General features: G+C 65.5%; 23 protein-coding genes and 1 tRNA gene. 17 read left to right on the forward strand and 7 right to left on the reverse strand.

What is annotated here, in order from left to right; genetic code table 11:
• The first annotated feature begins 179 nt into the window (after nt 1-179).
• Nucleotides 180-2312 carry a heavy metal translocating P-type ATPase gene (locus tag U9970_RS08240; RefSeq protein WP_322763828.1) on the forward strand — a complete coding sequence of 711 codons (2133 nt, stop codon included), beginning with the start codon at nt 180-182 and terminating at the stop codon, nt 2310-2312.
• 556 nt (nt 2313-2868) lie between these two features.
• Here the strand turns inward: U9970_RS08240 and U9970_RS08245 are convergent.
• A tRNA-Lys gene (locus U9970_RS08245) sits at nt 2869-2940 on the reverse strand.
• Nucleotides 2941-3037: 97 nt separating this feature from the next.
• On the opposite strand from U9970_RS08245, the gene U9970_RS08250 reads away from it, so the two are divergent.
• The 7 genes from U9970_RS08250 (at nt 3038) to U9970_RS08280 (ending at nt 10155) form a co-directional block, all read left to right on the forward strand.
• Complete coding sequence (locus U9970_RS08250) at nt 3038-3553, forward strand: gamma carbonic anhydrase family protein (RefSeq protein WP_322763829.1); 516 nt, start codon at nt 3038-3040, stop codon at nt 3551-3553.
• A gap of 73 nt (nt 3554-3626) precedes the next feature.
• A complete protein-coding gene (locus tag U9970_RS08255; protein WP_106632785.1) occupies nt 3627-3749 on the forward strand; it encodes a photosystem II protein Y in 123 nt (40 codons plus the stop codon).
• 4 nt (nt 3750-3753) lie between these two features.
• Nucleotides 3754-5127, forward strand: coding sequence for an FADH(2)-oxidizing methylenetetrahydrofolate--tRNA-(uracil(54)-C(5))-methyltransferase TrmFO (gene trmFO, locus U9970_RS08260; protein WP_322763830.1), 1374 nt, complete (start codon nt 3754-3756; stop codon nt 5125-5127).
• Between the two features lie 27 nt (nt 5128-5154).
• Nucleotides 5155-6684, forward strand: coding sequence for a carotenoid isomerase (crtH, locus tag U9970_RS08265; RefSeq protein WP_322763831.1), 1530 nt, complete (start codon nt 5155-5157; stop codon nt 6682-6684).
• 222 nt (nt 6685-6906) lie between these two features.
• On the forward strand, nt 6907-9309 hold the full coding sequence (locus U9970_RS08270) for a bifunctional diguanylate cyclase/phosphodiesterase (protein ID WP_322763832.1): 2403 nt from the start codon (nt 6907-6909) through the stop codon (nt 9307-9309).
• 28 nt (nt 9310-9337) lie between these two features.
• On the forward strand, nt 9338-9622 hold the full coding sequence (locus U9970_RS08275; protein WP_322763833.1) for a hypothetical protein: 285 nt from the start codon (nt 9338-9340) through the stop codon (nt 9620-9622).
• Nucleotides 9619-10155: a hypothetical protein gene (locus U9970_RS08280; RefSeq protein ID WP_322763834.1), complete on the forward strand. Its 537-nt coding sequence runs from the start codon at nt 9619-9621 to the stop codon at nt 10153-10155. The genes U9970_RS08275 and U9970_RS08280 overlap by 4 nt, the downstream gene beginning before the upstream one ends.
• Here the strand turns inward: U9970_RS08280 and U9970_RS08285 are convergent.
• Nucleotides 10139-10900 (reverse strand): response regulator transcription factor, encoded by a 762-nt coding sequence (locus U9970_RS08285; protein ID WP_322766071.1) that lies wholly within the window; start codon nt 10898-10900, stop codon nt 10139-10141. The two genes, U9970_RS08280 and U9970_RS08285, sit on opposite strands and share 17 nt — an antisense overlap.
• A 177-nt stretch (nt 10901-11077) precedes the next feature.
• Between U9970_RS08285 and U9970_RS08290 the strand changes: the two genes are divergently transcribed.
• Nucleotides 11078-11344: a DUF6761 family protein gene (locus U9970_RS08290; RefSeq protein ID WP_322763835.1), complete on the forward strand. Its 267-nt coding sequence runs from the start codon at nt 11078-11080 to the stop codon at nt 11342-11344.
• 25 nt (nt 11345-11369) lie between these two features.
• Here U9970_RS08290 and grxD read toward each other — a convergent pair whose 3' ends face one another.
• Genes grxD through U9970_RS08310 form a run of 4 tightly spaced genes read right to left on the reverse strand, consistent with a single transcriptional unit; the run spans nt 11370 to nt 13257 of the window.
• Entirely contained in the window at nt 11370-11693 is a 324-nt protein-coding gene (gene grxD / locus U9970_RS08295; RefSeq protein ID WP_106632779.1) for a Grx4 family monothiol glutaredoxin, read from the reverse strand.
• A 4-nt stretch (nt 11694-11697) separates the two neighbouring features.
• The gene (locus U9970_RS08300; RefSeq protein WP_322763836.1) at nt 11698-11931 is read right to left on the reverse strand and encodes a BolA family protein; all 234 of its coding nucleotides are present in this window, start codon (nt 11929-11931) and stop codon (nt 11698-11700) included.
• Nucleotides 11932-11968: 37 nt separating this feature from the next.
• Complete coding sequence (locus U9970_RS08305; protein ID WP_322763837.1) at nt 11969-12511, reverse strand: hypothetical protein; 543 nt, start codon at nt 12509-12511, stop codon at nt 11969-11971.
• A 26-nt stretch (nt 12512-12537) separates the two neighbouring features.
• Nucleotides 12538-13257, reverse strand: a complete 720-nt coding sequence (locus tag U9970_RS08310) for a lysophospholipid acyltransferase family protein (RefSeq protein ID WP_322763838.1) — start codon at nt 13255-13257, stop codon at nt 12538-12540.
• Nucleotides 13258-13409: 152 nt separating this feature from the next.
• Here U9970_RS08310 and U9970_RS08315 point away from each other — a divergent pair, with 152 nt between their 5' ends.
• Nucleotides 13410-14159 carry a pyridoxine 5'-phosphate synthase gene (locus U9970_RS08315; protein ID WP_322763839.1) on the forward strand — a complete coding sequence of 250 codons (750 nt, stop codon included), beginning with the start codon at nt 13410-13412 and terminating at the stop codon, nt 14157-14159.
• On the forward strand, nt 14156-14476 hold the full coding sequence (locus tag U9970_RS08320) for an MgPME-cyclase complex family protein (protein WP_322763840.1): 321 nt from the start codon (nt 14156-14158) through the stop codon (nt 14474-14476). Before U9970_RS08315 ends, U9970_RS08320 begins: the two co-directional genes overlap by 4 nt.
• Here U9970_RS08320 and U9970_RS08325 read toward each other — a convergent pair.
• Nucleotides 14473-14796 (reverse strand): hypothetical protein, encoded by a 324-nt coding sequence (locus U9970_RS08325; RefSeq protein WP_322763841.1) that lies wholly within the window; start codon nt 14794-14796, stop codon nt 14473-14475. The genes U9970_RS08320 and U9970_RS08325 overlap by 4 nt on opposite strands.
• Nucleotides 14797-14911: 115 nt before the next feature.
• On the opposite strand from U9970_RS08325, the gene U9970_RS08330 reads away from it, so the two are divergent.
• The 6 genes from U9970_RS08330 (at nt 14912) to U9970_RS08355 (ending at nt 26639) form a co-directional block, all read left to right on the forward strand.
• Nucleotides 14912-15571: a metallophosphoesterase gene (locus U9970_RS08330; protein WP_322763842.1), complete on the forward strand. Its 660-nt coding sequence runs from the start codon at nt 14912-14914 to the stop codon at nt 15569-15571.
• A gap of 23 nt (nt 15572-15594) precedes the next feature.
• Nucleotides 15595-18861 (forward strand): exodeoxyribonuclease V subunit gamma, encoded by a 3267-nt coding sequence (locus U9970_RS08335; RefSeq protein WP_322763843.1) that lies wholly within the window; start codon nt 15595-15597, stop codon nt 18859-18861.
• Nucleotides 18858-22616, forward strand: a complete 3759-nt coding sequence (locus tag U9970_RS08340; RefSeq protein ID WP_322763844.1) for a UvrD-helicase domain-containing protein — start codon at nt 18858-18860, stop codon at nt 22614-22616. The genes U9970_RS08335 and U9970_RS08340 overlap by 4 nt, the downstream gene beginning before the upstream one ends.
• A complete protein-coding gene (locus U9970_RS08345) occupies nt 22613-24190 on the forward strand; it encodes an ATP-dependent DNA helicase (protein WP_322763845.1) in 1578 nt (525 codons plus the stop codon). The genes U9970_RS08340 and U9970_RS08345 overlap by 4 nt, the downstream gene beginning before the upstream one ends.
• A complete protein-coding gene (locus U9970_RS08350; protein ID WP_322763846.1) occupies nt 24187-24552 on the forward strand; it encodes a phosphomannose isomerase type II C-terminal cupin domain in 366 nt (121 codons plus the stop codon). Before U9970_RS08345 ends, U9970_RS08350 begins: the two co-directional genes overlap by 4 nt.
• Nucleotides 24553-24770: 218 nt before the next feature.
• Entirely contained in the window at nt 24771-26639 is a 1869-nt protein-coding gene (locus U9970_RS08355; RefSeq protein ID WP_322763847.1) for a DEAD/DEAH box helicase, read from the forward strand.
• Nucleotides 26640-26665 lie beyond the last annotated feature (26 nt).

Below are 26665 nucleotides of genomic sequence, written 5' to 3' on the forward strand. Positions count from 1 at the left end.
TCGGTACCCATGCAGAGGAAATCCAGGCTGGGGCTGCTGGCCCTGGCGTTCTTGGCGGCTTGGGCTACTGGCACGGGAATGGAGCTGCACGCCCCTCAGGCCAAGGCAGGGAGCGCACTAGGTGCACCAACCTGTACAGCAACGCCGCAGCAAAGCGACCTGAGGAAGCCGAAGCCTTGATGAAATCAACCAACCCCCTAGCCAAAGATCCGATCTGCGGCATGGTCGTGCCCACGGCCACAGCGATCTCGGCCCAGCGGGCCGGCCGCTCCTACTACTTCTGCAGTCAGGGCTGCCGCCAAACCTTTCTGGCGCCGGAGCAGGAGCTGGGGCGCATGCGGCGGCGCATTGGCATAGCCCTGAGCGGGGTATTGGCTCTGGCGGTATTGCGAGCGGCTGGCTTCCTAGCCCTTGCTACTGGCGTCAGCCTGCTCAGCTGGGCGCCGATAGCCCAACTGCCCTGGCTCACCTGGGGGGTTTGGTTATTTCTGCTGGCAACCCCCGTGCAGGTAATTGGCGGCTGGGGCTTCTACACAGGCGCCTGGGCCGCCCTGCAGCGGCGGGCCCTGAACATGGATGTGCTGATCGCCCTGGGCACCTCAGTGGCCTACCTCTACAGCGTGGTGGTGGTATTCGCGCCCCAGCTACTACCTGTGGGTGTAGACGAGCGTGGCGTCTACTTCGAGGTGTCGGCGGTGGTGATCGCCTTCGTCTTGATGGGCAAATACATGGAGGAGATCATTAAGCAGCGCTCCTCAGCGGCGGTGCGGCGGCTGCTGGATCTGCAGCCAGCCACGGCCACGGTGATCCGCTCCGGCCAGGAGATGACCGTGCCCGCCGAAGCCGTTCAACGCGGCGATCTAGTGCTGGTGCGGCCGGGAGAAAAGGTGCCTGCCGATGGCGTGGTTATTGATGGTCAGTCTTCGGTGGAAGAAGCACTGATCACCGGTGAATCCCTACCGGTGATCAAGCAGGCCGGCTCAGAGCTGATCGGAGGCACGATCAACGGTCGCGGGCTACTGCGCTTTGAGGCCACCCGGGTGGGCGCAGACACTTCCCTGGCCCAGATCATCCGCATCGTGGAGGAGGCCCAGGCCAGTTCGGCGCCGGTACAGCGCCTGGCAGATCAAGTCACGGCCTGGTTTGTGCCAGCTGTGGTGGCAGTGGCATTGCTGGCCTTTGCCGTTTGGACCCTGGCTGGCAGCTTCAGCAGCGGGCTGCTGGCCTTCATCGCCGTGCTGGTGATCTCCTGCCCCTGCGCCCTCGGCATCGCCACACCAGCGGCGTTGATGGTGGGGGTGGGCAAGGGTGCCGAGCTGGGCATCCTGATCCGCAGCGGCGAAGTGCTGGAGCGGGTAGAGCGGCTCACCACCGTGGTGTTCGACAAGACCGGCACCCTCACCCTGGGCAAGCCTGTGCTCACGGAGGTGGTCGCCAGCGGCCGCAACACAAAGGCATGGGTATTGCAGCTAGCCGCCTCGATGGAATACGGCTCTGAACATCCACTGGCGGCGGCCCTGCTGGAGGCGGCCGCTGATCAGGGCTTGGAGTTGCTTGCCACGGCCCAGTTTCGGGCCCAGGTGGGCGAAGGGGTGCAGGCGGTGGTGGCGGGGCAGGAGATGTGGCTAGGCAACCGCAGCCTGGCGCTGCGCTTTGCGCCCCAGCTGGCGGAGTCGCTGCAACGATCCATACAACAGCTGGAAACAGCAGGCAACACCGTGATGTTGCTCGGCCAGGGTGAGACGGTGCATGGCCTGATAGCGGTGGCCGACAGCTTGCGTCCAGAAGCCCGACAGGCGGTGCAGCTTTTGCAGCGGCGGCGCATTCGGGTGGTGATGCTCAGCGGCGACAACCGCGCCACGGCCGAGGCCATTGCCGCCCAGGTGGGCATCACCGAGGTGATCGCCGAGGTGCGCCCGGCGGACAAGGCCGCCACAATTCGGGCCTTGCAGCAGGCGGGCCAGGTGGTGGCCATGGTGGGCGATGGGGTAAACGATGCACCGGCCCTGGCGACTGCCGACATCGGCATCGCTATCGGCTCTGGTGCGGATGTGGCGAAGGAAGCGGGAGATTTGCTGCTATTAGGCAACGATCTGCGCGACGTAGTGACGGCCATCGGCCTATCTCAAGCCACGATGACCAAAATCCGCCAAAACCTCTTCTGGGCTTTCATCTACAACAGCTTGGGGGTGCCGATCGCTGCCCTTGGCTGGCTAAATCCCATGCTGGCCGGGGCAGCGATGGCGCTTAGCTCCCTTTCAGTGATCGTGAATTCATCGCTACTGCGCAATTACCGCCGGGCCAAGGTGTGAACTAAACGCGGATGCTGCGTGCCATATAGCGGGATGGAATTGCTGATGCAGCTACGCGGCGACGCTATACAGATCGGCTCGACCAAATACCTAGCGAATTAGCAGAACAATAAATAGACAAGAGCGGCAGCTTAAACGGCAAAACTAGACAGGCGGAGCTATACCCTTGGTGAGCAGGTAAACACCTATGTACATAATTAAAAAAGTCAAAAGCAAGCCGCCCACAAATAATTTTCCGTCCATTGATTTTAAGCTGATTTTCAACTCAACACTTTAGCGAGGGAAAGCCCCATGCACCACTTGCTCCGGCGGCAGGAGGGGCGCATGCCGCCGCGGTTAACTGGGCCGCCCAATTGAATTACAGAACCCTCTCAACAAAACTGCCTTACCGATAAAATCAGATGAATTCATCTGATGACTAAATTTAGAAATGAGCCCTAAATAAAACCGAAATACAGCTTGCAATTAATTTTTATCGCCAACCATTGCAATAAATCAAAAGCTATCTACAAACAGAAGGCTTATTCGCAGGCCTAATACTTGATTTTCTTGTAAATGGGTCGCCTGAGATTCGAACTCAGGACCAATCGGTTAAAAGCCGAGTGCTCTACCGCTGAGCTAGCGACCCGCGCCCTTCGGCACTTATGGAACGTATCACCCAGGGGCGACCTCCACCAAGGGTGCCTAGGCAGCCGTGAGAATGGCCTAACAACGGGCCCCAGCGGATGAGCGTCTTTCCCTGGCCAAAACCCCAGATCCACGCTGAGGCCTGGGTGGCTGAAACGGCCGTGGTGATTGGCGATGTGCAGCTAGCGGCAGGAGCCAGTCTCTGGCCCACTGCCGTCGCCCGCGGCGACGTCAGTTCGATCGTGGTGGGTGAAGGCAGCAACGTGCAAGACGGAGCCGTGCTGCATGGCGACCCCGACCAGCCTGTGACAATCGGCGCCGATGTGACCATCGGCCATCGGGCTGTGGTGCATGGCGCCACCCTGAAAGACGGCTGCCTGATCGGCATCGGCGCCATCGTGCTCAATGGCGTCACCGTGGGAGAGGAGGCCCTAGTGGCCGCCGGATCGGTGGTGACACGCGACGTACCAGCAGGAACTTTGGTTATGGGAGCCCCGGCCCAGGTGAAGCGAGAGCTCACGGCTGAGGCCCGGGCCGAGCAGCGCCAGCACGCCCGCCGCTACCGCCAGCTCGCCAATGCCCATGCGAAGTCCAATGCCCCAGCAAACGGATGACGACAGATCCCGCGCTGGATGGGCGAATCACGAGGTTCATTCCTTAAGATCACTAGATCTTGTGTGGCTTCCCATGGACGGTCGGCTGATTTTGGTGGTTGCTCCGATCCTGCTCGCCGCGAGCTGGGCCGTCTTCCATATCGGCCGTGCCGCCGTGGGACAGCTGCAATTGCTGCTCAAGCGCGCCCGCGCCTGAGCATTTGAGCTCTGAGCTGCTCGTTATCGGTGCTGGCCTGGCGGGTACGGAAGCCGCCTGGCAGATCGCTCAAGCTGGTCTGGCGGTTCGCTTGGTGGAAATGCGGCCAGTGCGCCGCAGCCCAGCCCACCACAGCTCGGAGTTTGGCGAGCTTGTCTGCAGCAACAGCTTCGGCGCCCTAAGTAGCGATCGGGCCGCAGGCCTACTTCAAGAGGAATTGCGGCGCTTGGGTTCGATGGTGATTCGCACCGCTGACGCCCACGCCGTGCCTGCAGGAGGCGCCCTAGCCGTTGATCGCGGCCGCTACAGCGCCGCCCTCACCGCCGCCTTGGAGCAGCACCCGTTGGTGACGGTGGAGCGGCGCGAGCACACCGAGCTGCCCGGCCCCGGAGAGATCGCCGTGCTGGCCACTGGCCCGCTCACAAGCGAGCCCCTGGCGGAGCAGCTGCGGGAATTCACGGGCCGGGCCGACTGCCACTTCTTCGATGCGGCCAGCCCGATCGTCGAAGGCGAGAGCATCGACCTGGGCGTGGCCTTTCGCGCTTCCCGCTACGACAAGGGCGACGCCGACTACATCAACTGCCCCATGGACCGGGAGCAATTTCTGGCTTTTCGGCAGGAGCTGCTAGCCGCCGAGCAGGCCGAGCTCAAGGATTTCGAGCAGGAGAGCGCCCACTTCTTCGAGGGCTGCCTGCCGATCGAGGAGCTGGCCCGCCGCGGCGAAGACACCATGCGCTACGGCCCGCTCAAGCCGATTGGGCTCTGGGATCCCCGCTGGGGCGACCTCAATGATCGCGATGTGCGCCGCGCCAAGCGGGCCTACGCGGTGGTGCAGCTGCGCCAGGAAGACAAGGACGGCCGCCTCTGGAACCTGGTGGGCTTCCAGACCAACCTGAAATGGGGCGAGCAGAAGCGGGTGCTGCGGCTGATCCCTGGCCTGGAGAACGCGGAATTCGTGCGCTTCGGCGTGATGCACCGCAACACCTTCCTGGAATCGCCCCAGCTGCTCGATGCCACCCTGCAGTTCCGCAGCCGCCCCAGCCTGCTGGCCGCGGGCCAGATCACGGGCACCGAGGGCTACGCAGCCGCTGTAGCCGGCGGCTGGCTGGCTGGCACCAACGCCGCCAGGCTGGCCCTGGGCCTGGAACCCCTGAGCCTGCCGCCCACCACGATGCTGGGCGCCCTCACCCACTTCATCGCCGAAGCTCCCAGCAAGAAGTTCCAGCCCATGCCGCCCAACTTCGGCTTACTGCCCGAGCTAGCCGAACGCGTCCGCGAGAAACGGGCCCGCTACGGCGCCTACCGCGACCGGGCCCTAGTGGATCTTGAGCCCTTCACTCGGCCCCTACAACTGCACGGCGCCAGCGTCGCTGCCTAGGGTCGCAGTAGCTTCTCCAGCCCAACGGTGACCAGCAACCCTGCCCCCATCTGGGATGTGATCGTGATCGGCGCCGGCGTTGGTGGCCTGGTCACAGCTTCCCAGCTGGCCGCCAAGGGGGCGAAAGTGCTGGTGCTGGAGCGCTACTTAATTCCGGGGGGCTCCGGCGGCAGCTTCAAGCGCGAGGGCTACACATTTGATGTGGGCGCCTCGATGATCTTTGGCTTCGGCGAGAAGGGGCACACCAACCTGCTCACCCGGGCCTTGGCCGATGTGGGCCAGCACTGCGACACCATCCCCGATCCAGCCCAGCTGGAATACCACCTGCCCGGCGGGCTGAATGTGGCAGTGGACAGGGATTACGAGCAGTTTCTGGCTGATCTCAGCGCCCTGTTTCCCCATGAGGCCAAGGGAATCCGCGCCTTCTACGACACCTGCTGGCAGGTGTTCCGCTGCCTCGATGCGATGCCCCTGCTGTCGCTCGAGGATCCGGCCTACCTGGCCAAGGTGTTCTTCAAAGCCCCCCTGGCCTGCCTGGGCCTGGCCCGCTGGCTGCCGGTGAACGTGGGCGATGTGGCGCGGCAGCACTTCAGCGATCCGGCCCTGCTCAAGTTCATCGACATGGAGTGCTTCTGCTGGAGCGTGATGCCGGCCGATCTCACGCCGATGATCAATGCGGGCATGGTGTTCTCCGATCGTCATGCCGGCGGTATCAACTACCCCAAAGGGGGCGTTGGTGTGATCGCGGCAAAGTTGGTGGCGGGATTGGAGAGCCAGGGCGGCGCGATTCGCTACAAGGCGCGTGTGACCCAGGTGCTGCTGGAGAACAACACCGCGGTGGGGGTGAAGCTGGCCAGTGGTGAGGAGCTGCGGGCCCGCCGCGTGGTGAGCAACGCCACCCGCTGGGACACCTTTGGCGCTCTCGTGGATGCAGCCCACACCCCCAAGGCCGAAACCACCTGGCGGCGCCGCTACAAGCCCTCCCCCTCGTTTCTGTCCCTGCACCTGGGCATCGATGCCCAGATCGTGCCCCAGGCTTACCACTGCCACCACCTGCTGCTGGAGCGCTGGGAGGAGATGGAGGCCGAGCAGGGGGTGGTGTTCGTGTCGATGCCGACCCTGCTGGATCCGGAGCTGGCCCCGGCAGGGCGCCACATCGTGCATGCCTTCACCCCCAGCTCCATGGAGCACTGGCAGGGGCTGACGCCAGCGGCCTATCGCGCCAAAAAACAGGCGGATGCCGACCGGCTGATCGGCCGGCTCGAAGCGATCCTGCCCGGCCTCAGCGGCGCTATTCGTCACCGCGAGGTGGGCACGCCGCGCAGCCACCGGCGCTTCCTGGGCCGCATGGGCGGCAGCTACGGCCCAATTCCCGCCCTGCGCCTGCCGGGGCTGCTGCCGATGCCCTTCAACCGCACCGGCATTTCGGGGCTCTACGCCGTGGGCGACTCCTGCTTTCCGGGCCAGGGCCTCAATGCGGTGGCCTTCAGTGGCTTTGCCTGCGCCCACCGCATCGGCGCCGACCTGGGGCTCAATCCTTGGAACCTGCCTGCCTAAGTTCATATGAGTCGGCAAAACGGCGGCCCAGTGACAGTCGGCACGACCAACGAGATCTCCCCGCCTTCTGCGCGGACAAGCCGACAGACTCCTCGAAGACTGTGGCGTTCGTGGCTCAAGGAAGAGCGCATCAGCTGGCTTAGGCGTGGGCCTTCGCGGACGGTCGTGATCCTCTTGGTGATGGTCACCCTGGTTGGGATTGAAGCGCTCCGGAGGAGTCAGTTGGCCAAGGAGCGAAGCGTCACCAACCAGACCATCGCCCTGCAAAAACTCGAAGCCGAATTCCGGGACGCCCAGCGAACGGCGAGGGACTGGGGCTGGTGGGATGACAGCTATGCCTTCATCAAGGGAAATAACCCCTCCTTTCCCTCCCAAGACCTGGCAACCAGCAGCCTCTTTGAGGACGGGGCTGCCATGGGGCTCTACGACGCCCAAGCCCAACGCCGCGCCCTTCAGGTGGGCCTGAGCAGCCCAAACCTGCCCCCTGATCAACGGTTGGTGCGCTGCATGGACTCCACCGCCCGCACCCGTCGCCTCCTGGGCCTCGCCGGCATCCGGGTGATCTGCTCAGACGAAACCAACAACCTCTACGTCGGCTTCGCCACCACGATCAGCACCAGCGACAACAGCCGTTCGACAACAGCGACCCTCATTTATCTCAACCCGCTGATTGAACCCCAGTTCGGCAGCCACCTGAAGAAGGAGCTCAACCGGATCCAGGCTCAGCTGCAGCCAATCCCCCCAGCGGTCGCCATCACCACGGGGGAGGCCTTGGCACCACTCCAACCCAAAACCTTCAGCGACAACGGGCGCCTGATGGGTGTCAGACCCGCCGATAGCCAGGCGGAGCAGCGCCGGGAACTGACCGATCTGCTGCTGCTGCTGAGCGGCGGGGGACTGATCGTCCTGGCCCTGCGCCTTCGCTGGAAATTGGCCGAGCGAAAGCAGAGATTGCTGCTGCGCCAGAAGGAACGCTGGGCCACCCAACGCATCCGAAGGAGTCACCGTGCCCTGGTTGAAATCCTTGATTTCAAGCCCCCCCAGCCAGTCTCTTCAGCAGATCAAAGCCCGGCTAGGCCACTCCCGGACAGCACCTTGATCTTCAGGGGAATGCTGCAGGAGGAACGGCGCCACCCTGCCTCGCCACGAGCCAGCCAACCGATCGATGGGTCAACCACAACCGGCACCAAACCCGCTGGTCGCCAACGCGTAGACATCCAGTTGATTGCCAATCGATTTGAACAGATTCTTGGCTCCGCCCGAGATCTGGCCATGCACGATCCACTCACCGGCCTGGCCAACCGCCGCTACTGCATCGAACACCTTGAAAGAGAAATCGTTCGCCTTAAGGGAAAACAAGCCCTGCTTAGCCTCCTCTTTATCGATGTCGACAAATTCAAAAGCATCAACGACACCTATGGCCACCGCATCGGCGATCAAGCCCTATGCAAGGTGGCCAACCAACTCCAGTCCCTCTGCCGCCAGGGTGATTTCCTAGCGCGCTACGGCGGCGACGAATTCATTCTGATTCTGGGAGACTCTCAAAACGCCAGCAATGAAGACGATCTAGCCCTCCATGCCAAACAGGTAGCCCACCGGATCCTTGAGTCCTTTGAGAAAAGTCAAGTTGACTCCGCCTCGCCCTACCGACTCAGCCTGAGCATTGGGATCACGATCAGCGATCCACACCACTTCAGTAGTGAAGACATCATTCGAAAAGCAGACCTGGCAATGTACAAGGCAAAGTCATCCCAGGGGGAACACATTCACCTGTTCACAGCGGAAAATGAGTCCAATCCGCTCAGTGACTATCGCCTATTTACTGCGCTCCAACAGGCTTGCGAAGCATCACTTGAGCCATCGCAGCCCGACTCCTTCCGGATTTTATTTCAACCGATCGTCAACGCCGCAGGCGAAGTCCTAGCCGTTGAGGCTCTCGCCCGCTGGGATCACCCAGACCTGGGAGAAGTTCCCCCAACTCTGTTCATTCCGGTAGCGGAACACTATCGAATCATGGGTCGCGTTGGTTGGCAGCTCATCGAAGCCAATTTGCAGGCCTTCAAGCAACTGATCAAGGCCCTAAAGATCACCCCCAACCAGCTCGACCTGGCGATCAACATCAGCCCATCCCAACTCACCGATGCATCTTTTTCAGACCAATTAATCGATGCCATTGCAGCCCAAGGACTCTCTTGCAACAGCATTAATCTTGAACTGACTGAAACTGCCATCTTCAATTCCACCGCAGCGGTTGAAACCAATCTGCGCCAGTGTCGAGAAGCGGGAATGCGGATTTCCCTAGATGACTTTGGAACGGGCTTCTCCTCCATGGGGCTGCTGCTATCGCTGAAGCCTGACGAACTGAAGATCGATCGCAGTTTTGTGGTCGGAGTTCTCGACGATGCCTATGCGGAACAAATCGTGAAACTGCTGCCCATGCTCACTAATTCCGTGTCGATGACCCTGATCGCTGAAGGAGTAGATACCGAGGAGAGCTTTCAGCGGCTGCAACAAATGGGTGTGTCACGATTCCAGGGATATCTATTCTCTGAGCCCCTAAATATCGCCGACCTGGTTGAGCTTGTGGGTGGAAACCGACTCACAAGCTCCCTTCCCGCTGCATAACCTTGTCTAACTAATGCGTTAGTAAGGAATGGCCGGCTCCCCCACCCCCAGCTCCGCCGAGCTGGCCGCTTACCTCGAGCAACGCGGCGAGCTGAGCAAGCCCTGGATGCTGCAGCTACTGCGGCTCACCAAGCTCAAGGAAGCCAAAGCCAGCATGGACCCGGATGCCTACATGGCCAGCCTGCAGGAGGCCCACGCCGATCTGATGCGACTTGGCGAATTCTGGAAAGGCCGCGAACAGGAAGTTTTCAGCGGTCGCTACCAGCCGGCGACCCTGATCGAACCCCTACCCGGCTCCCCCGAAGATCGATGACCGGCGCCTTGGCCGTGAGCAGCGAGCGCTACCCGATGGCGGCGCTGATCCGCTTCACCCTGATCGCTCTTTACTTGGCCATGGTGGCGCCCCTGCCCCTACTGGCTCCAGCCGAGCTCAAATTGCTGCTGTGGCTGGCCCTACCCCTGGGGCTGAGCTTGGTGGTGGCAGCCACCAGTGAAGCCGTTGAGCTAAACGCCGATGGCATTCGGGTTGGCCATCCCAGCTGGTGTGCCTGGCTGCTGCGCCGCGGCTGGAGCCTGCCTTGGAAAGCCATCAGCGGGCTCACACCAGTAGCCACAAGCCAAGGGGGCCGGGTCTTTTACGTGAGGGGAGAAGACGGATCGGCCTACCTACTGCCGCAACGGGTTGCAGCCTTCGAGCAGTTTCTGAGCCGCTTCAGCCAGGAAACGGGCATTAACACCAGCTCAATCGGCCGGATCAGCCCACCTTGGACCTACCAACTCCTAGCCGGACTGAGTGCCGCCATGTTGCTTGGAGAGCTGGTTTGGGCTCTTAAACCAGTGAGTTGAGCTGCTGACGGGCCGGCTCTTCCTCGGCAGAAGCTTCCGGAAGCGTTTCCAGACTGAAGCGATAACCCTGCTGGCGCATGGTTTCGATGCCGCCGCCTTCACCCAAGCCAGCCTGCTCTAACTTGCGGCGCAGGGTGAGCACCTGGGTATCCACCGAGCGGGGACCGCCGCTGAAGGGAGGCCAGGCCATCCGCAGTAGCTCCTGGCGGCTGCGCACCACCCCAGGGGGCATGAGCAGGGCACAAAGCAGGGCAAATTCCCTTGGACTCAGCTCGACTGGCTGGTCCCGCAGGGTTACCTGGCGGAGCAGGACGTGAACTTCAAGCGGACCAACGCAGACCCGCTCCTGCAGACCGGTGCCGCCGCGGCGCAGCAGGGTGCGGCAGCGGGCGGCGAGTTCTTCCAGGCCAAAAGGTTTGCGCAGCACATCATCGGCGCCCGCATCAAGCAGGCTCACCACCGGCTCGGAACCGGTACGGGCCGTGAGCACCATCACCGAGCAGCGCAGCTGGGCCGCCAGGCGCAGGGCGGAACTCTCATCGAGTAGTTCGGCGCTGATCAGCAGATCGGGAGATTGGTCTTGGCACACCTCCAGAGCTTCACGAGCCGTAGCAACCGCCGCCGCGAGATGGCCGTCCTGCCGCAGGCGCTGGGCCAGCACCGTGCGCAGGGTCGCGTGGGGATCAACCACCAAAACCCGCTGGGGCTGGCTTCCGGCCTGATTGGCGGCCCCAGAGGCCGGCAGTGGCGGGTGAGAGGAGGTAATGGAGACCACAACTGTGTTGAATTCACCTTAACGGCAGCCGCCAGGAAATCCGCGTATCTGTAGCTGGGTTTGTGTGGACACCACCAACTAGGCGGAGATCACCCAATCGCGGCTTCTGGCTCCAAGGGCCAAAATAAGTAAAGGTCCAACGACCCCATGACTTCGCTTCAACACCCAGACGCCATCCGCCACTTCCAGTCGCTGTGCGATGCCTGCCAGGAACTGGCCCATCGCTTCCACAGTCCTGGGGAATTGCGGATCTACGCCGATGGCTACATCCACGCCTTGCGCCGCACCGCGGTGCTTGATCCGATTTCCCAGCGGCGCTTAGAGGAGCTCACCGACCGCTGGATTCGAGATCCTTCCAGCTTTGTGGGTCCCGATGGTGACCCGCGCAGCCTTTACGAAAGCGAGCGCTACTGACTCGCTAACTGCATTGCTGCCATTTTCAGCTAGCCAGAGCCACTTCCAGCTTCTCGCGCAACTCACCGGAGTTGTACATCTCGATCAGGATGTCGGAGCCACCGATGAATTCCCCTTTCACGTACACCTGGGGAATCGTGGGCCAGTCGGAAAATGACTTGATGCCATTACGGATCTCGGCATCCGAGAGCACGTCGAAGGTTTCAAATGGCACCCCAACCGAGTGCAGTATCTGAACGACGTTGTTGGAGAAACCGCACTGAGGCATCAGCTTGTTGCCCTTCATAAAAACGAAGACCGGGCTGGTGGCCAGGAGTTCTTCGATGCGTTGGCGGGTAGTGGCGTCCATGGACTCAGGCGGGTGTGGATGTTTGCAGGGCTAGGGCGTGAATTGCCTCACTGGCCAATTCCTGGCGTAGGGCGCCATACACGAGCTGGTGCTGTCTGACCCTGGTGAGGCCGTCGAACGCTGTGGAGATCACCGTCACCTGCAGGTGGTCGCCACCGCCGGTGAGGTCTTCAACCTCCACCTGGGCATCGGGCATGGCCAAGGTGATTGCGGCCTTCACCTGGTCTGGATGCACCATCGAAGCGAAGAGGCAGCGAACAGCGGAAATCTAGTGGTCAGCTGCCAGGGGTTGCCGCGGCCCCTGCGGTGTAAGGAGTGGCGGCGAAGCCAATCTCGACCAGGCTCTGGAAAGCCTTGCGGCCCTCCGGGCTGGCCGGGGTCATCACCTTGACCACCTCAACGAGTAGGGGAACCGCCACCTCAGGCTGGTTCTGGCGACGGAACAGGGCCGCCAAGCGCAGGTTCGCCTGGGCCATGGTTTCCAGAGCTTCCCGGCCCTTCTGGTCCATTTCCCGGGGGATGCGGGCATCGAGTCCACGGAAGGAGCCGCTCAGGTCGCGATAAAAGCCGAGCAGGCGGCGACAGGCATCGCGGGCCTGGTCGTAGAGCTTGCGGGCTTCGGCCAGGTTGCCCTTGGCAACGGCGGCGTCACCGCGCAGCAACAGGGCGCGCACCCCATCAAGGTTGAAGGGGCTGCCGGTGGACTCCAGGGCCTTCTGGGGCTCCTGCTGGGCCTGCACCTTGGCCGGAACTAGGGGCGCAGCGAGGGCCAGCAAGGCCAGAGCGGAGCCGCAAATCAAGCGGGATGGCCTACGCACAACCAGCAAACAAATATGAACCAACTTTAGGGGGCCAGACCCAGGGCTCCCTGGGCCTGGCCTTCGACCACGGCCATGGCGGTGGCGAGGTGGTCGGTGAAAGCACTCGCCGCCTGCCTTCCCTGGCCCTCCAAGCTGAGAGGTGGGCCGAAACAGAGCACGGCCCTATCCCCACGGCGGGGGGGGCGATGGCCGTAGGCGATGCCCACCGGCACCACCGGCACTGTCACGCCCTGGCCGGCGGCCAGCATGGCCAGGCGGGCGAGGCCCTGGTGCAGTCGCAGGGTGGTCTCTTCGCGCACGATGCGCCCCTCCGGGAAAACCACTAGCTGCTCACCGGCAGCAAGTAGGTCAACGGCGTAGCGCATGCTGGCCAGGGAGGGTCGCCCCTGACTCACGGGGAAGCAGCCCAAGCGGTGCAAAAACCAGCCCTGCAGCCCGCGCATCTCGTCAACCGTGACCATGAAGCGGCAATCCCGGCCGGTGATGCGGCGGCCTGCGGCGTGGGGCAAAAGCAGGGCATCCCAGCGGGCCCGATGGGTCGGAGCTAGCAACAGCGGCCCGCTGAGAGGCAGATTTTCGCGGCCAAGCACCTGAACGCTGCGGAAAAAAAAGCGCAGGCCAATGTCCTGGCTAGCCACCATGGCCAGCGGTGCCAGCCAGGGGCTGATGCCGTTGCAGAGCCCCTTTTCCCGGGAGGAGGGGGCCTGGGTGGACAACGCCGATGGGCCGGTTTGAACCGCCAACAACCCGTTATGTGCGACCAAGCTCAAAGTTAGGGGCTTGGCAATGGAGCTCGGCTCGAGCGCGGGCAGTTGGACTGGCGTCCCGAGCCGGCGCAGGTTGCACTATCCATAGGATTTAGGCGGGTTCACCGCCTGCCCACCACTCCCCAGCCATGGCCAGCCTCGGCGTCAACATCGACCACATCGCCAATGTGCGCCAGGCCCGCCGCACGGTGGAGCCCGATCCGGTGAGCTATGCCCTGCTGGCCGAGCTGGGGGGGGCTGATGGCATCACCGTGCACCTGCGGGAAGACCGGCGCCACATTCAGGACCGCGATGTGGAGCTGCTGCGTCAAACCGTGCGCAGCCGGCTCAACCTGGAGATGGCCGCCACCGCTGAGATGGAGGCGATCGCCCTACGGCTCAAGCCCGACATGGTGACCCTGGTGCCGGAGAAGCGTCAGGAGGTCACCACCGAGGGCGGCCTGGACGTGGCGGGCCAGCAGGAGGCCCTCACCGCCCTGGTCGGCAAGCTGCAGGGAGCCGGCATAGGCGTGAGCCTGTTTGTGGACGCCGAGTCGAGCCAGCTGGAGGCCTGCCGCGCCACCGGCGCCCGCTGGGTGGAGCTACACACCGGCGCCTACGCCGAAGCCAGCTGGAGTTTGCAGCCAGCCGAGCTGGCCCGGCTCACGGAGGGGAGCTTCATCGCCCGCAGCCTCGGGCTGCGGGTAAATGCCGGCCACGGCCTCACCTACCAAAACGTGGAGCCCATCGCCGCCATCGAGGGCATGGAGGAGCTCAACATCGGCCACACAATCGTGGCCCGGGCCCTGGCGGTGGGCCTGGAAGAAGCTGTCCGGCAGATGAAGGCGCTGATACAGAATCCGCGCCGCGACCCCCTGTTCGGCAGCCGCCAGCTATGAGCACCTATCACTTCATCGCCGCCAGCGAAGCGTTCCTCACCGTCGAGGAGCCCCTTGAGGAGGTGTTGCGCGAAAGGGTGCGCCACTACGGAGAACAGGGCAAGGAAATCGACTTCTGGCTGGTGAAACGGCCAGCCTTTCTCGATGCACCCCAACTCGAACCGATCGGCAGCGCCGTGCCGCGGCCAGCGGCGGCGGTGCTGTCCACCGATGAGAAATTCATCACCTTTTTGAAGCTGCGCCTGGAATTCGTGGCCGTGGGCCGCTTTGAGGCTCCCAGTGCCTCCATCCCCGACGCCCTCGCCAGCGCGCCCTAAAACAGCCCCAGGAAGCGTTTGCGCGGCCCTTCATCGGAAGCTCCTTGGCCGCCATCCTGTTGGTAGCGAGGCTTGTTGTCGCCAATGGTGAGCAGGGCTTCCTTGTTTTTCCACCAGACCCAATCGCGGATTGGGGGCGTATTGGCAAGTTGCTGGCGGCTGAGCCCTAGGCCGAGCTTGGCGGAGGCAGCGAGCAGAACGTCGAGCATCTCCTCACCGTTGCCGCAGCGGGCCAAGGCCTCATTGGTGCGCTTGGCGCCATTGAGGGCCTTTACCAGGGCGTTTACCCGCTGGACCACCGACAACGACGCTGGATTCATCGGGGCTGGCACTGGCTTTGGGCGACCGTACCAGCGCTAGCCGGTCGACGGCGGTACCTGGGGGGCTGACAAGGAGCCGCTGGGCAGGCAAGACTGGAACTAACGCGATGGACTGATGACGTCCCCTTCACGTTCCTGCCACCACTGGGTGATCGGGGACGTCCACGGCTGTGCCGACGCGCTGGAGCGGCTGGTAGCCCGTCTGCCAGCCGGCGACAAAATTGTGCTTTGCGGTGATGTGATCAACCGCGGTCCCCAGATTCTCCGGACCATGGAGCTGGCCTGGGGCCTGGTGAGCTCCGGCCGGGCCATCTGGCTGCTGGGAAATCACGAAGCCGACCTGGTGGCCGCCCTGCGGCAGGGCGACTGGACCGCTCAACGGGCCTTGGCCGGCTGCGACACCTATCGCCAGCTCGGCGACCACCACTGCCGCATCTGGCAGGAGCGGCTGGAGCAGCTGCCCCGCACCTACGCCGGCGAAGGCTGGCTAGCCACCCACGCTGGCTTCAATCCCGACACCTGGGAACCCGACCTCAGCATTCGCATGCCCTTCTGGCAGGCCTACGACGGTCGCTTCGGTGAGGTGGTGATCGGCCACACCCCCGGGCCCCAGGTGCGTCGCCTCGGCCAGATCGTGATGGTGGATACCGGCGCCTGCTACGGCGGCCAGCTTTCGGCCTACTGCCCCGAAACCGGAGCCATTCAGGCCGTTTACGGCTTGCAAGAGCGCCGGCTCTCCTCCTTGCGCCAGGAGCTGGCAGGCTGCCTGCCTTGATGATCCACCGCTGAGCATCTGTTTTGCTCACAGTTTTCCGGGGCAACCGGGCCGAACACCTAGCCGAACTCCTGGCCGCCCAGTTGCTGCTCACACCTCCCGGGCCGCTCGAGACGGTGCAGGTGGTGGTGAATACCTGGCCCACCAGCCGCTGGCTTGGGGAACAGCTGGCCGTGGGACTCGGTGGCATCGCCGCCAACATCCGCTACCCATTTCCTGGCAGCCAGCTGCGCCAGATCGTTACTGGAGTGCTGGGCGAAACTGGCGCAGACCAGGATCCCTGGCGTGCCAGCCAGCTGGTGTGGCCCGTGCTGGAGCTGCTGCCCCAGCTGGTGGAGCAGCCAGAAGCTGCCTCGCTTAAGCACTGGCTAGGCCGCTACCCCCAGCACGGCAGCAAGCTTGAGCTGGCCCACTGGCAGCTGGGCCGCAGCATCGCCGATGCCCTAGACGACCTCGCCCTGTATCGCCCTGAGCTGCTGGCAGCCTGGTGGTGTGGGGAGGACGGCCCACCCCTGCCGCCGGAGCAGGAGTGGCAGCGGCTGCTGGTGGGGCGGCTACGGGAGCGCCTGGGGGTGAAGCCCTTCGGCCTGCAGGTGCTGGAGGCCATCGCCCAGTTGCAGATCAAGGCGCCGCCGGCCGGCAGCCTGCCCGATCCCCTGCGCCTGTTTGGGCTCAGCAGCCTGGCGCCGATCCAGGTGCAGCTGCTGCAGGCTCTGAGCGTGCACACGAATGTGGACCTCTACCTGCTCACCCCCTGCCGCGACCTGTGGCAGCGCTGCACCAGCCGCCGCCAACTGCTCAGCGATGCGATCGCGCTGCAGCAGCCCCTTGATGGCGACTGGCTGCTGCAGGCCCCGGGCCTGGAGGCCCGTTTCGGCCGACTCGGCGGCGAGTTTCAGCAGTTGCTCGAAGGCAGCGGCGAGAGCCTCCAGGGCCAGTGGCAGGAAAAGGATTTGTTTGTGGCCCCGGCCAGCAGCCATCGGGGCCAGGGGCCAGCGCCCCTGCTGCATCAGCTGCAGCAACAACTGGCGGATCCGGCTGCCCAACCCCTGCTGCAGCGGGCACCGGCAGACAGCTCCCTGGAGTTCCACCGCTGTCCCGGCCCCCTGCGCCAAGTGCAGGTCGTGCGGGACCGCATCCTGCAGCTGCTGGCCGCCGATCCCACGCTCCAGCCCCGCGATGTGCTGGTGATGACGCCTCAGGTGGATGGCCTAGCGCCTTTGGTGGCGGCCGTATTTGGCGATCAGGAGGCCACTGGGGTGCCCCTCAATTGGCGCCTCACCGACCGCAGCCAGCAGAGCGAAGCCAGCCTCAGCCGCAGCTTGCTGGAGCTGCTGCGGCTGGCGGGGGAGCGGCTGACCGCCTCCGCCCTGGAAACCCTGCTGGAGAGTCCGGCGCTGCAGGGGCATTTCCAGCTCAGCGGTGCCGAGATGGCGGCCCTGCATCCCCTGCTGCAGCGCGGCGGCTTTCATTGGGGCCTCGATGCAGAGGAGCGCGGCGGCCTGGGCAGCGGCAGCCTCAGCTGGGTGATCGATCGGCTGCTACTGGGGCTGGTGCTGCCCTGCGACCCCGGCCTGGCCCCGGCCGCTACCGCCCCCCTGGCCAGTGGCGAGAGCATCGAGCTGCTGGGACGCTGGATGCACCTGCTCACCCGGCTGCGCCACTGGCTGGTGGAGCTGCGGCGACCCCGCTGTTGCCTGGCCTGGAACACCTGCCTGAGGGCCCTGCTGAGCGACCTATTCGGCGACGGCGACCAGGCTGGTCAGGTTGGCAACAATGGCCAGGACTGGGAGCTACCCCTGGTGCTAGCCGCCATTGACGACTGGCAGCAGGCCGCCGCCGGCTGCGACCTGGAGCTGGCCGCACCGGTGGTAGCAGCCGTGCTCGATGAGCGCCTGGCTGCGGATTCGGGCCGGTTTGGCCACCGCAGCGGCGCCCTCACCATCAGCGCCCTCGAGCCGATGCGGGCGATTCCCCATCGGGTGATCGTGCTGATGGGGCTAGATGCAAACGCCTATCCCCGTCAGAGCAAGCGGCCCGGCTTCCACCTGCTGGAGCAGCAGCGCCGCCTCGGCGATCCCAACCCGGCCGACCAGGACCGCTACGTGCTGCTGGAGGCCCTGCTCTCAGCCCGCGACCATCTGCTGGTGACCTGGAGCAGCCGCGACCCCCGCAGCGGCGAAGAGCTGCCCCCGGCCACACCGGTACGCCAGTGGCTCGAGTGGCTGCAGGGGCAGCTGCCTTGTCGCGGTAGCGACCTGGTGATCAGTCACCCCGCCAACCCCCTCGACCGGGCCAATTTCCAAGCCAGCGGCGAGCGGCCGCCCGCCAGCTGCGACGAGCGCCTGCTGAAGGCCCGCCTGCTGCTCGACCAACCCCGCCAGCAGAGTGGCGCACCGCAACCGCCCCGGCCCCTGGCGGCCAGCGAGCCCCCTAGCGCCCCCCCGGCCCAGCCCAGCGATGCCTACGGGGATCTGCGCGACTGGCTGCTTGCCCCCCAGGCCAGCTGGCTGGCTGAATTGGGGCTAAAGCCGCGGGAATGGGCCGACAGCCTCGACGACCTCGAGCCCCTCAGCCTCGATGAGCGCGGGCGGGCGCTGCTGCTGCGCCAGGCCCTCGAAAGCCCCAGCGACCCAGGCCTAGATGGGCCCGCTGGCTGGCTGGCTCGCCACCGCGGCCAGGGCTTGCTGCCTCCTCAGGCGGCAGGCGAACTGGAGGCCGGCGGGCTCAGCCAGCGCTGGCGCAGCCTGCACGCCAGCCTCGAGGCCCTGGGCCCTGAACGCCGCCAGCTGGCACTCTGGCAAAACTGGCAGCAGGAGCTGCAGTGGCGGGGGAGCTCGGTGCTGGTGCTGCACACCGCCAAACCGCGCAGCCGCCACCGGCTGGAGCTGTGGCTGGCGCTGCTGCTGGCCGCCGCCGCCGACCAAGGGCCGCTGGATGGGGTGCTGGTGGCCCGGGGTGCCAAGGACTTCGGCGTGCAGTTGCGGCTGCAGGCGCCCCAGGTGGATAGCGCCCGGGCCGAACTACTGCGGCTGCTGGAGTTGCGCCAGCAGTGGCGCCAGAGCTGCTGGCCGGTGCCACCGGAAACCGGCTGGGCCCTGCTCGATAAGGGTGAAGCGCGGGCCATCGAAACCTGGGAGGGCGGTTTTCAGGGGCGCGGCGAGCGGCTTGATCCGGAGCAGGCCCTCTGTTTCGGATCCGAGCTCAGTGGCGCCGCCCTGTTGGCCAGCGGTGAGCTAGCCGCCCGGGCTGGGGAGCTGCTTGGTCCGATGCGGGAGCGGTTGATATGAGCCCAGCTGCCGGCAGCGATCAGGCCTTAACGCCAGAACAACCATTTGATGCCAATGCCTTTCCCCTGGATCCCGGGCTGCGGCTGCTAGAGGCCAGCGCCGGCACCGGCAAAACCTTCGCCCTGGCCCAGTTGGTGTTGCGCTATGTGGCCGAGGCCGAGCTAGGGCTGCGCCAGCTGCTGGTGGTGACCTTCACCGAGGCCGCCGCCGCCGAACTGCGCGATCGCATCGGCCAGCGCCTGCAGCGGGCCCTGGCCGGCCTGGAGAATCCAGATCTGGAGCCGCCCGATCCCACCCTGGCCGCCTGGCTGGAGCAGCAACGACCGCGGGCCGAAAAGTTGCGGGCCCGGCTGCTGCTGGCCCTAGAGGAACTAGACGCCGCCGACATCACAACCATCCACGGTTTCTGCCGCCGCACCCTGCAGCGCCACGCCCTGGAAGCGGGCCTGCCACCGGAGCTGCAGCTCGAAACCGACAAGGGCACCCTGGTGCGCCAGGTGGCACACGACTACTGGCAACAGCAGGTGCTGCCCCTGCCAAGCCACCTGCTAGCCGGGCTGCAGCAACAGGTTGGCGGCCCCGAAAGCCTCGAGGGCCTGCTGCGCCAGCTCGATGGCGATCCAGCCCTAGGCCTGGATTCCCTGCCGGCAACCCTGCGGGCCGACGCCCCCTTGGCACCCCAGCTCGAGGCCCTGTGGAGCGAGGCGTGGCACAACTTCCAGCAGCTCTGGGCCAGCCACGGCCAAGCCCTGGAGGCCGGCTTTTGCGCCGCCGCCAGCCAGTGGCGCGGCCAGGGCTTCAAAACCACCAGCCCCTACGTTCCCAAACCCACCAAGGACCGCTGCGGCCTGGTGCGGGGCTGGATCGCTGCCCAAGCCCCCGGCGGCGACTACGGCGCCACGGCAGGCAGCCAGGGCGGAGCCCAAGGCTTGCTGCGTGATTACTTCCACCCCGGCGCCTTTCTCAAAGTTGCCCGCAGCCTCGAGCCGGGCGCTGGGGAAGGCCCCGGCCCCTCCCTGCCTGAACGCCCCCTGCAGGAGGCGATCGCCCAGGTTTTGGATGGTCCGGCCGAAGCCCTGCTGCTGCATGCCTGCCACTGGGGCCGAGCCGAGCTGGGCCGGCGGCGGCGCCAGAGCGGAAGGCTGGGTTTCGCCCAACTGCTGGAGGGTCTTGATCCGGGCGAGCAGGCCAGTACCCCCCTGCTAGAGGCGGTGGGAGCCCGCTATGCGGTTGCCCTGATCGATGAATTCCAGGACACCGATCCGATCCAGTGGCGCATCCTGGCGCGGGCCTTCCAGCCTGAGCGGCACCGACTGGTGATGGTGGGAGATCCCAAGCAGGCGATCTATCGATTCCGCGGCGGCGACCTGCGCACCTACCTGCGGGCCCGGCAGGCCGCCGCCAGCTGCGGCGGCATCAGCAGCCTCCGCGACAACTACCGCTCCAGCGAGGCCCTGGTCGCCGGCCTCAACGGCCTGATGGGGCCGGGGCTGCGCCGCAGCGACCTGGCCGTACCAGCGGTGCGGCCCCAGGCGACCGACAACAAACTGCTCCTACCGGCTGGCCAGCACCCCCTGCAGCTGCTCTGGCTCGGCGGCAGCCGCCTGGCTGGTGAGAAACCACCCAGCCGCAGCACCCTGGAGCGGCAACTGCCCGACCAGATCGCCTGCTTCAGCGCCCAATTGCTCAACCAGGGGCTGATGCAACAGCGGGGCGAGCAGCGCCAACCCCTTAGCCCCAACGACCTATGCGTGCTGGTGGGCACCCACCGTCAGGCTGAAGCGCTGCGCGCCGCCCTTGATCGCTGCGGCATAGCCAGCAAGCTGGTGAGCCAGGGGGATGTGTTTGAAAGCGCCGGCGCCTCTGCATTGCAACGGCTACTCGATGCCCTGGCCGAACCAGGCCGGACCCAGCGCCTACGGCTGCTGGCCGCCTCTCCCCTGCTGGGCTGGAGCGCGGAGCAAATCGCCTCCGCCAGCCCCGAAGCCTGGAGCAACCTGGCTGCGCGCCTAGCCCAGCTGGCCCTTGAACTACCCCGCCGCGGCCTGCTTGGGGTGCTGGCGAGCCTGCTGGAGCAAAAGGGGCTGGCCCAGCTATCCCTTAGCGGCCGGCTGCTGGCGGATTTGCAGCAGTGCGGTGAATTGGTGGCCGTGCGGCTCCATGCCGACCAACTGGGTCCCGCAGCGGCAGCCGACTGGCTGCGGCGCCTGCGGCTCGATCCCGACCGGGACATCCCCGACGCCCACCAGCCCCACAGCGACGTGGTCGATGAGGCCGTATCGGTGCTGACGGTGCACCGCAGCAAGGGTCTGGAATATCCAGTGGTGATCTGTCCCTACCTTTGGCAGGCAGGCGCTGAGAGCCGCAGCGGCCAGTCCATCGGCGTGCGCTGGCACCCGGGCGGCCCTGAAGGCGGGCAGCCCGAAGCCGTGCTCGACCTACACCTGAAAAACAACTGGGGCCCGGGCCAGGGCGCCAGCCAGCAGCAGCTTGGGGCCGAGCTGCAGGAGCGGGAGCGGCTTGCCTACGTCGCCGCCACCCGGGCCAAGCTGCTGCTGGTGCTGGCCTGGGGCCCGGTCTTGGGTCAGCAGGGCAATCCGCTGCACCCCTGGCTGTTCGACCAGGAGCAGCCCCCCGCCAGCGACCACGACCCCTACAGCGGCCGCAGTGATGCGGAGTGGCGCGAGCGGCTGGAGCAGGCAATCGCCCGCCGCCAGCTGCCCCTCACCCTGGTGCAGCCCCCCGCCAGCGGCCAGCGCAGCCAGCTAAGACCAGGCCCGGCCGCAGCTGGCCTACCCCTGCAGCGGGGCCCCGTACCCAGCCATGGCTTCGACAGCAGCTGGGGCCGCAGCAGCTACACCAGCTGGACCCAGGGCAGCCACAGCGCCGCCCCCGCAGCCGTGGAGGAGGGCCGCGAAACCGATGCCATCGTCACCGAACTCGAGGCATTGGCATCACCCGGCGCCTGGCCCCAGGACAGCCCTCTGGCCCCCTTCCCCCGGGGCGCCCAGGCCGGCGACTGCCTGCACCGCATCCTTGAGCAGCTCGACTACTGCCAACCCTTGGCAGCCCAGGCCGAGCTGGTGGGCCGCGAGCTGCAGCGGGCCGGTATCGCTGCCCAGCACAGCGAAGCGGTGCTAATTGGGCTGGAGCAGCTGCGGCACACGCCCCTGGGCGGCCCCTGCAACGACTTCAGCCTGGCCCAGCTTGAGCGCGGCGGCCGCCTCAATGAGATGAACTTCGATCTGCCCCTCGGCCTGGTGCGCAGCCCAGACCTGGCGCGTGCATTTGCCGACCATCCCGAAGGCTGGTTTGGCAGCGCCTACGCCGAGCAGCTTGCCCAGCTGAAAGTGGAAAGCCGGGGCTTTCTCACCGGCTCGATCGACCTGGTATTTCGACAGGGCGAGCGCTGGTGGGTGGCCGACTGGAAGAGCAACTGGCTGGGCGAGCGCGACGACCAGGGGCAGCCGCTGCACTGCGGTCCACGCCACTACGGAGCAGCAGCCATGGCAGAGCTGATGGCCGCCAACCACTACCCTCTGCAGGCTCACCTGTACCTGGTAGCCCTACACCGCTACCTGCGCTGGCGCCTGCCCGGCTACCGACCCGAGCAGCACCTGGGCGGCTACGTCTACGTGTTCCTGCGCGGGGTGCCAGGACCCACCACGGCCAGAGCGGTGCCCGGCATGTTTGTGGAGCAGCCGCCCCTGGCCCGCCTGCTCCAACTGGACCAGGCCCTGGGGGGCACACCATGAGCAGCCCCACACCCCTAGAGCAACCCCGCTGGCTCCAGACCCTGGCCGCGGCACTGGCTGAAGCCCTGCCGCGGCTGCATGGCAGCAGCCCCGATCCCCTGCTGTCGGAACTGATCACTGACCTGGCTTCCGCCCTGGCGGAGGGTCGCCTGGAAATCAGCCTGCCCAGCGCCGAGCATCGCCGCGCCCTGGAGGCTTCACCCCTGGGCGCCGAGCCGGATGGTCCCCTGGTGCTGGAGGGCGACCGGCTGCTGTGGCGCCGCTGGCAGCGCCAGCGCCAGCAGGTGCTGCAGGCTCTGATCGAGCGGGCCCAGTTGCAGCTCCCAGAGGCGAGCCCCGGCGCGAGCTGCAGCGAAGGCCTGGATCCTGACCAGCAGCAGGCCGTCACGGCGGTGCTGCAATACGGCCTGGTGCTGCTTGAGGGCGGTCCGGGCACCGGCAAAACCAGCACCGTGGCTCGCATGTTGGCGGCGGTGCTCGCCCAGCAACCAGGCAGCCGCATTCAGCTAGCAGCCCCCACGGGCAAGGCGGCGAGTCGGCTGCGGGCAGCCCTAGCCAGCAGCAGCCTGCAACTTCCCTGCAGCACCCTGCACCGGCTACTGGAGAGCCGCGGCGAGCGCTTCGGCCGCAACCGCCAGCACCCCCTCGCCCTCGACCTGCTGGTGGTGGATGAGGTGTCGATGGTGGACCTCCCCCTGATGCAGGCCCTGCTGGAGGCCCTGCCCCCCAGCTGCCGGCTGGTGCTGGTGGGGGACGCGGCCCAGCTGCCACCGGTAGGCCCCGGGCCCGTGCTGCTGGAGCTGCAGGCACCCGAACGCCGCCAGGCCCTGGGCGGCGCCGCCATCGAGCTGCGCACCACCTACCGCAACAACGGGGCCATCGCTGCGGTAGCAGCGGCCCTACGGGAGGCTGAGCAGCCCCTCGAGGCCCTGCTCACACCCCTAGCCGCCGATGCCAATCTGCGCTGGCTGCCGGCCAACCCGCGCCAGCTGCCAGCAGAGCTGCTGGCGCGACTGCGGCAGCACCAGCACCAGCTGCAGGAGTGCTGCCTGGCGGACGGTCTGGACGATCCCGCCGTCACCGCCAGCCTGCTGGCGGGCCTGGACAACTTCCTAGTGCTGACACCGCTGCGGCGGGGCCGCTGGGGGGTGGAGGCCATCCACCAAGCCCTGCTGGGGGAGGCGGCGGCCCGCTCGCCCCAATTCTGGCCAGTGGGCACGCCCGTGCAATGCCGCCACAACCTCAGCGAACTGGGGCTCGCCAATGGCGACGTGGGGCTGGTGGTGGAAAGGGACGCCAAGCGGGGGCGGGAACGCCGCCTGCTGTTTGCAAACCAGGGCGGTAGCGAGCCGCTCTGGATTCACCCTGCCCAGCTACCCGAAGCCGAGCCAGCCTTGGCCCTCACGGTGCACAAGGCCCAAGGCAGTGAGGCCGAAGAGGTGTGGGTGCTGATGCCCGACACCGGCAGACCCCAGCAGCGCCTGCTCTACACAGCCCTAACCAGGGCCAGACAGCGGGCCTGCCTGATCACCCCCTTGCACGGTTCCGCAGCTGCTGCCAGCCTGAAATCGTGAGCAGTCCTGAGCCCCACAGTCCCGCCGGCCGGGTGCTACGCCCCTGGGGCTGGTTTGAACAGCTAGCCAGCGGTGATCAATACCTGGTCAAACGCCTACTTATCCACCGCGGCCAACGGCTGAGCCTGCAGCGCCACCACCACCGCTGTGAGCACTGGGTTGTGGTGGCCGGCGACGGTGAACTGCAGGTGGGGGAGGAGGCCATCACCGCAACGGCAGGAACCAGCGTCTTCATCCCCCAGGGGGCAATTCACCGGGCCCAAGGAGGGCTGGCGGATCTGGAGATCGTGGAGGTGCAGCGTGGTAGCTGGCTGAGCGAAGCCGACATCGAGCGCCTGGCGGATGACTTCGGCCGGAAGTGAAGCGGAGGGGTAGGTGATAATATTTGTGTTCAGCCTTTTTCAAGGGCAGGGCAGTTTTGTTGATTGCGGGTCTGAACAACTGAACATCGGGTAAAGCAGTGCAGCTTCAGTTGCCCCGCAACGGCCCATCCGTTCAGTATTTCTAGCCCCATTGTGTTTCTGCCGGCCTGCGTTCAAGGACTTCACCAAGCCCTGATCAACCAGGCCATTTGCATCCCGTGACAGAACACGCCAACGGCGGCAGCTTTGCTTGCTCCGTCGACATCGACGCGCCCCTCGAAACAGCTGAAATCAACTCAGTTGAAGACAGCTCAGCTGAAATCAAGACAGAGCCAGCCATTGCCTCGGGCTTTGCCCGCTTTGGCTTTGGCCCAGAACTGCTGAAGGCCCTTGAAGCCGTCGGCTATCAGGAGCCCTCTCCAATTCAGAAGGCCGCCATCCCTGAGCTGATGCTCGGCCGCGACCTGGTGGGTCAGGCCCAGACCGGCACCGGCAAAACCGCTGCCTTCGCCCTGCCAATGCTGGCGGCCCTCGATCCCGACCAGCGCAAGCCTCAGGTGCTGGTGCTCGCCCCAACCCGGGAATTGGCCCTGCAGGTTGCCGAGGCCTTCAACGGCTATGCCAGCCACCTACCCGGCGTGCGCACCCTGGCGATCTACGGCGGCGCTGATTTCCGCGACCAGATCCATCAGCTCAAACGCGGCGTTCAAATCGTGGTGGGCACCCCCGGCCGCGTGATGGACCACATGCGTCAAGGCACCCTGGATCTCTCCAGTCTTCGCGCCCTGGTGCTAGACGAGGCCGATGAAATGCTGCGCATGGGCTTCATCGATGATGTCGAATGGGTGCTCGAACAACTACCTGAGCAGCGCCAAGTAGTGCTGTTTTCTGCCACCATGCCGCCCGAAATCCGGCGCATATCGCAGAAATATCTCAACGCTCCCGCCGAGATCACGATCAAGCAAAAGGCCGCCGATGCCACCCGCATTCGTCAGCGTTTCTTGATGGTGCATGCGCCCCACAAGCAAGCAGCTCTGGAGCGGGTACTGGAGGCGGAGACCAGTGAGGGGGTCATCATTTTTGCCCGTACCAAGGCGATCACGCTCACAGTGGCCGAATCGCTTGAACAGCACGGTTACGACGTTGCCGTGCTCAACGGCGACGTGCCCCAAGCCCAGCGAGAACGCACCATCGAGCGGCTTAAGAGCGGCCAGGTGGACGTACTGGTAGCCACCGATGTGGCTGCCCGCGGGCTCGATGTAGAGCGGATCAGCCTGGTGATCAACTACGACATCCCCTTCGATTCGGAGGCCTATGTCCACCGCATTGGACGCACCGGTCGAGCTGGCCGCAGCGGCGACGCCATCCTGTTCCTGACTCCGAGGGAGCGCCGTTTCCTGGGCGGCATGGAGCGGGCCGTGGGCAAGCCGATCGAAGAGATGGAGGTGCCAAGCAATGCCACCATCAATCAAAACCGGCTCGACCGGATGCGCACCAAGCTCACCAACTGCCTACAAACCCCAGCCAGCAGCGAGCAGGAGCGGGCCCTACTCAGCGAAATCCTGCAACGGGTTGCCCAGGAGCAGGGCTCCAGTCCTGAGCAGCTAGCCCTGGCGGCCCTCGAACTGAGCCTGGTGGGCAAGCCCCTGCTTTTGCAGGGCGAAGAGAACTTCCAGCAAGTGCGGCAGAACGGTCCTGGCCGCGATGGAGGCCGCGATAGCGGTAGGGATGGTGGCCGCGACTTCGGCCGGGACCGGGGACGGGGCCGGGAAATGGGTCGCGAGGTTGGCCGGGATCTGGGCAGGGGAGCTGCTCCCAGGGGCGAACGCCCCGTGGGTCCGCCAGAAGATCACATGGAGCGCTTCCGGGTGGAACTGGGCTGGCGCGACCGCATCAAGCCCGGCAACATCGTGGGTGCCATTGCCAATGAGGCCGGTCTGAACGGGCGATCCATCGGCCGTATCCAGATTTTCGACACCCACAGCACCGTGGACCTACCCAAGGGCATGCCCGAGGATGTTTTTCAGGGTCTCCGCCAACTTCGGGTGATGAACAAACCCCTGCAGCTTTCCAGGTTCCAGGGATAAACGCCTCGGGCTTCCGCCCTTCTGCT

The sequence above is a fragment of the Cyanobium usitatum str. Tous genome (assembly GCF_963920485.1).
Classification (GTDB): Bacteria; Cyanobacteriota; Cyanobacteriia; order PCC-6307; family Cyanobiaceae; genus Cyanobium_A; species Cyanobium_A usitatum_A.

Excerpts from the sequence above, each read along its gene's own strand:
- U9970_RS08300 (WP_322763836.1), bottom strand. The coding sequence starts at position 11,931 with ATGGTGCATCCAGACCAGGTGAAGGCCGCAATCACCTTGGCCATGCCC.
- grxD (WP_106632779.1), bottom strand. The coding sequence starts at position 11,693 with ATGGACGCCACTACCCGCCAACGCATCGAAGAACTCCTGGCCACCAGC.
- U9970_RS08255 (WP_106632785.1), top strand. The coding sequence starts at position 3,627 with ATGGACGGTCGGCTGATTTTGGTGGTTGCTCCGATCCTGCTCGCCGCG.
- U9970_RS08330 (WP_322763842.1), top strand. The coding sequence starts at position 14,912 with ATGACGTCCCCTTCACGTTCCTGCCACCACTGGGTGATCGGGGACGTC.
- U9970_RS08345 (WP_322763845.1), top strand. The coding sequence starts at position 22,613 with ATGAGCAGCCCCACACCCCTAGAGCAACCCCGCTGGCTCCAGACCCTG.
- U9970_RS08315 (WP_322763839.1), top strand. The coding sequence starts at position 13,410 with ATGGCCAGCCTCGGCGTCAACATCGACCACATCGCCAATGTGCGCCAG.
- U9970_RS08340 (WP_322763844.1), top strand. The coding sequence starts at position 18,858 with ATGAGCCCAGCTGCCGGCAGCGATCAGGCCTTAACGCCAGAACAACCA.
- U9970_RS08275 (WP_322763833.1), top strand. The coding sequence starts at position 9,338 with ATGGCCGGCTCCCCCACCCCCAGCTCCGCCGAGCTGGCCGCTTACCTC.
- U9970_RS08280 (WP_322763834.1), top strand. The coding sequence starts at position 9,619 with ATGACCGGCGCCTTGGCCGTGAGCAGCGAGCGCTACCCGATGGCGGCG.
- U9970_RS08325 (WP_322763841.1), bottom strand. The coding sequence starts at position 14,796 with ATGAATCCAGCGTCGTTGTCGGTGGTCCAGCGGGTAAACGCCCTGGTA.
- U9970_RS08320 (WP_322763840.1), top strand. The coding sequence starts at position 14,156 with ATGAGCACCTATCACTTCATCGCCGCCAGCGAAGCGTTCCTCACCGTC.
- U9970_RS08250 (WP_322763829.1), top strand. The coding sequence starts at position 3,038 with ATGAGCGTCTTTCCCTGGCCAAAACCCCAGATCCACGCTGAGGCCTGG.
- U9970_RS08290 (WP_322763835.1), top strand. The coding sequence starts at position 11,078 with ATGACTTCGCTTCAACACCCAGACGCCATCCGCCACTTCCAGTCGCTG.
- U9970_RS08240 (WP_322763828.1), top strand. The coding sequence starts at position 180 with ATGAAATCAACCAACCCCCTAGCCAAAGATCCGATCTGCGGCATGGTC.